Origin of the sequence: Mycobacterium sp. D16R24 (assembly GCF_002013385.1) — a bacterium.
In the GTDB taxonomy this organism is placed as follows: Bacteria; Actinomycetota; Actinomycetes; order Mycobacteriales; family Mycobacteriaceae; genus Mycobacterium.
This window is the reverse complement of record NZ_MAEV01000058.1, coordinates 1-2,602: the sequence shown is the minus strand read 5'-3', so window position 1 is coordinate 2,602 and position 2,602 is coordinate 1. Positions and strand designations below refer to the sequence as shown.

Sequence of the window (2,602 nt, the reverse complement as noted above, 5' to 3'; positions counted from 1 at the left end):
TCGACATCATCTTGCCGAAGTAAAACTCACCCCAGGAATATAACTATACTGTGATAACTATCCGCGTATAGTTATCTGCATGCCGCGGCCAGCGCTGTCCAATACCCAACGCGTACAGGGTGAAAAGCTGGGCAAGGAGTTGCGCAGGCTGCGGGGAACGCGCACGGCCGCAGAGGTGGCCAATGAGGCCGGGGTGCCGCTGGACACGCTGCGCAAGTTGGAGCAGGGCGGCACGGCCACACCTGGATTCTTCTTGGTCGCGCAAGTGGCCCAGGTGCTCAATACACCGCTGAACCAGTTGGTGGACAAGGTGATGACCACGAAAGGACAGCGGCGATGACCGCAGCGGAGTCGATCATGACCGTTGATATGGAACGCGGGGCCAGGCGCGATATTCATGCCACGTGGCGCCAGCCCGGTAGCGGGCGGGCGAGCGTTGCCACATGGCATGAAGAAAAACATGCCTATACCTATTGCGGAGTAGGTTCGCATATGGAATCCTTCAGCCATGAACCTAAAGGTCCAGATGCAGTGCGACGACTTGGTTCGCCAGCATCATGGCGCGTTTGCGCAGCTGCGCAAGGATATTGCGGCAATGGTGCTGCGGGCTGCGCAAATATGGGAGACCGAGTTCCCCGACCCGGCGGAGATGCACGGCCAGTTGCACTGCACGTCGGTGCGTGGGCTGCTGCTGCAGTTGCGGATCGCCCGGGACGGCGACGGGGCGTTGATCGAGGGAGACGGGCCGCAGCAGTCCATCTTCACCCCGCAGGCGGGGGCCTTGTCCACGATGTGTGGGCAGGGTATGTCGGTGGTGCTACTCGATGGACGCGGCGGCCAGTTTCGGGTCCGCAAGGCACCCTCGAAGGTGATCGCCGATCGGGAGCGGCTGATAATCCTTCCCCCGAAAAGGCAGCGGACGGCGGCGCTGGAGGCCATCGAGGGTCAACAGGCCCTCGACCAGGAGAGCACCGAGGCGGACGCCGAGCAGCCGACGCCGGCCGATCCGGAGCAGGAGATCCGCGACGGGCAGTTGACCATCAGTGGCCAATTCGATCAGCCGCGGCAGCCGTTGGAGTGGGAAGAGGGGGTGCCGGTCGAGGAGGAGACGGCGGTCGACGAGGAGCCGCAGGAGTCGGAGGCTGCCGAACAGATCGCCAACCAATGGCAGGTGGCGGCAGCCGACCAGGAGGAGCCGCCGGCCACCGACGAGGATTCCGAGGAGCCGCAGGAGGATGCACTTGGCTACGACTGGTACGTGCTGTGGACGCTCAGTCCGGACGCCTACCACGTGCCGGAAGTGTTCTTAGCGGCGGTGATCGGTATCGACGATGGCGCCAAGATCGTGATTGTGGCCTCAGCACCGCTACCGAAGTCGGCGGTACCCCGCCAGGATCAGCAAGACGAGCACGACCGCGATTTCGAGGATTTCGGCCAGGACAGCCAAGAGGGTTCTGGTCCCGATCCAGCGTGACGCGTTTGTCACACCCGCCAGTTAGCGTTGTCGGTAGTGGTGTTGAATCGGGATCGCGATGACGAAGACGATTGAAATTTATGGGTTACGGGCCCGCCAGGCCCGCTTGATGCGGCGGTTGACAGCAAAGTCGGTGATGGACGCGGTGGGCTGGTCCGGTGCTCGTTTGTCACGGCTGGAGCGCGCCGACACGACGTGCCTATCCGAGGACGAACTGCAGTCGCTGACCGAGGTTTTGCGTTTTCCGGCAAGGTTTTTCACAGCGACCCCGGTGTGTCTGGTGGAGCCTGACCATCTGTTGTTCCGCACACCCAAGTCCACTACCGAGACCGAGAAGAATCGGATGGCGCAGTTTATCGCGTTATCGGGCGATTTTCTGTTGGAGCTCGATACTCGGCACAAGTTGCCGCCGGTGCGGATCTCGGCGGCTCCTGATCGTGACCCGATCGCCGCGGCGCGGCACGCTCGCCAATGCTTGGGGGTCGAACCTGATGCACCGATCAGCGATCTGACCCATCTGTTGGAGCGCGGCGGGATCCCGGTGGTGATGAGACACGAGCGTTTCGGCGCCAAGACACCCGAAGATAATTCTCGGGGACGGCTAGAAAAACACCTGGGATGCTCCACGTGGGTGGGCGAGTTCCAGGAACGACCGCTGATTGTGTTGCGGGAGCTGGACTCTTGGGAGCGCACGCGGTGGACGCTGGCGCACGAGTTGGGGCATTTGGTGCTGCACACCGATGCCGCGGAGCTGACCGACGAGCACGAAGACCAAGCGTCTCGGTTCGCCTCGGAATTCTTGGCGCCGTTTGCGGTGGCATCGAAAGCGGTGAAGAACGTGCCGTCGTTGCTGAACTTGATTCCGGTGAAACAGAAATGGGGTATCTCCATCGGGGCGCTGCTACGTCATTTCTATGATCGCGGAGCCTTGGATGAGGACCGTTACGAAATGCTGCGGACCCAGCTGTACACGCGGATCAACGCCGACACCGGGTTCACTTGGGGCAGAACAGAGCCCGGATGGGATGAGCGACTCCCAGAGCGCCCCCGCTTGATGAGTAAGTGGATTGAGTTCGCCTACGGGGTCAGCTCTCCCGAGGCCCTGGCCGCCCACCAGGTCATTTGGCC

Annotated in this window: 3 protein-coding genes; all 3 read left to right on the top strand. The window is 62.2% G+C overall.

From position 1 onward, the window contains the following. The first annotated feature begins 79 nt into the window (after positions 1-79). Complete coding sequence (locus B4383_RS26090; RefSeq protein ID WP_078281813.1) at positions 80-340, top strand: helix-turn-helix transcriptional regulator; 261 nt, start codon at positions 80-82, stop codon at positions 338-340. 168 nt (positions 341-508) lie between these two features. Continuing rightward, positions 509-1,474 (top strand): hypothetical protein, encoded by a 966-nt coding sequence (locus B4383_RS26085; protein ID WP_078281812.1) that lies wholly within the window; start codon positions 509-511, stop codon positions 1,472-1,474. A 58-nt stretch (positions 1,475-1,532) separates the two neighbouring features. After that, on the top strand, positions 1,533-2,602 hold a 1,070-nt coding region (locus tag B4383_RS26080; RefSeq protein ID WP_078294678.1), incomplete at its 3' end, for an ImmA/IrrE family metallo-endopeptidase.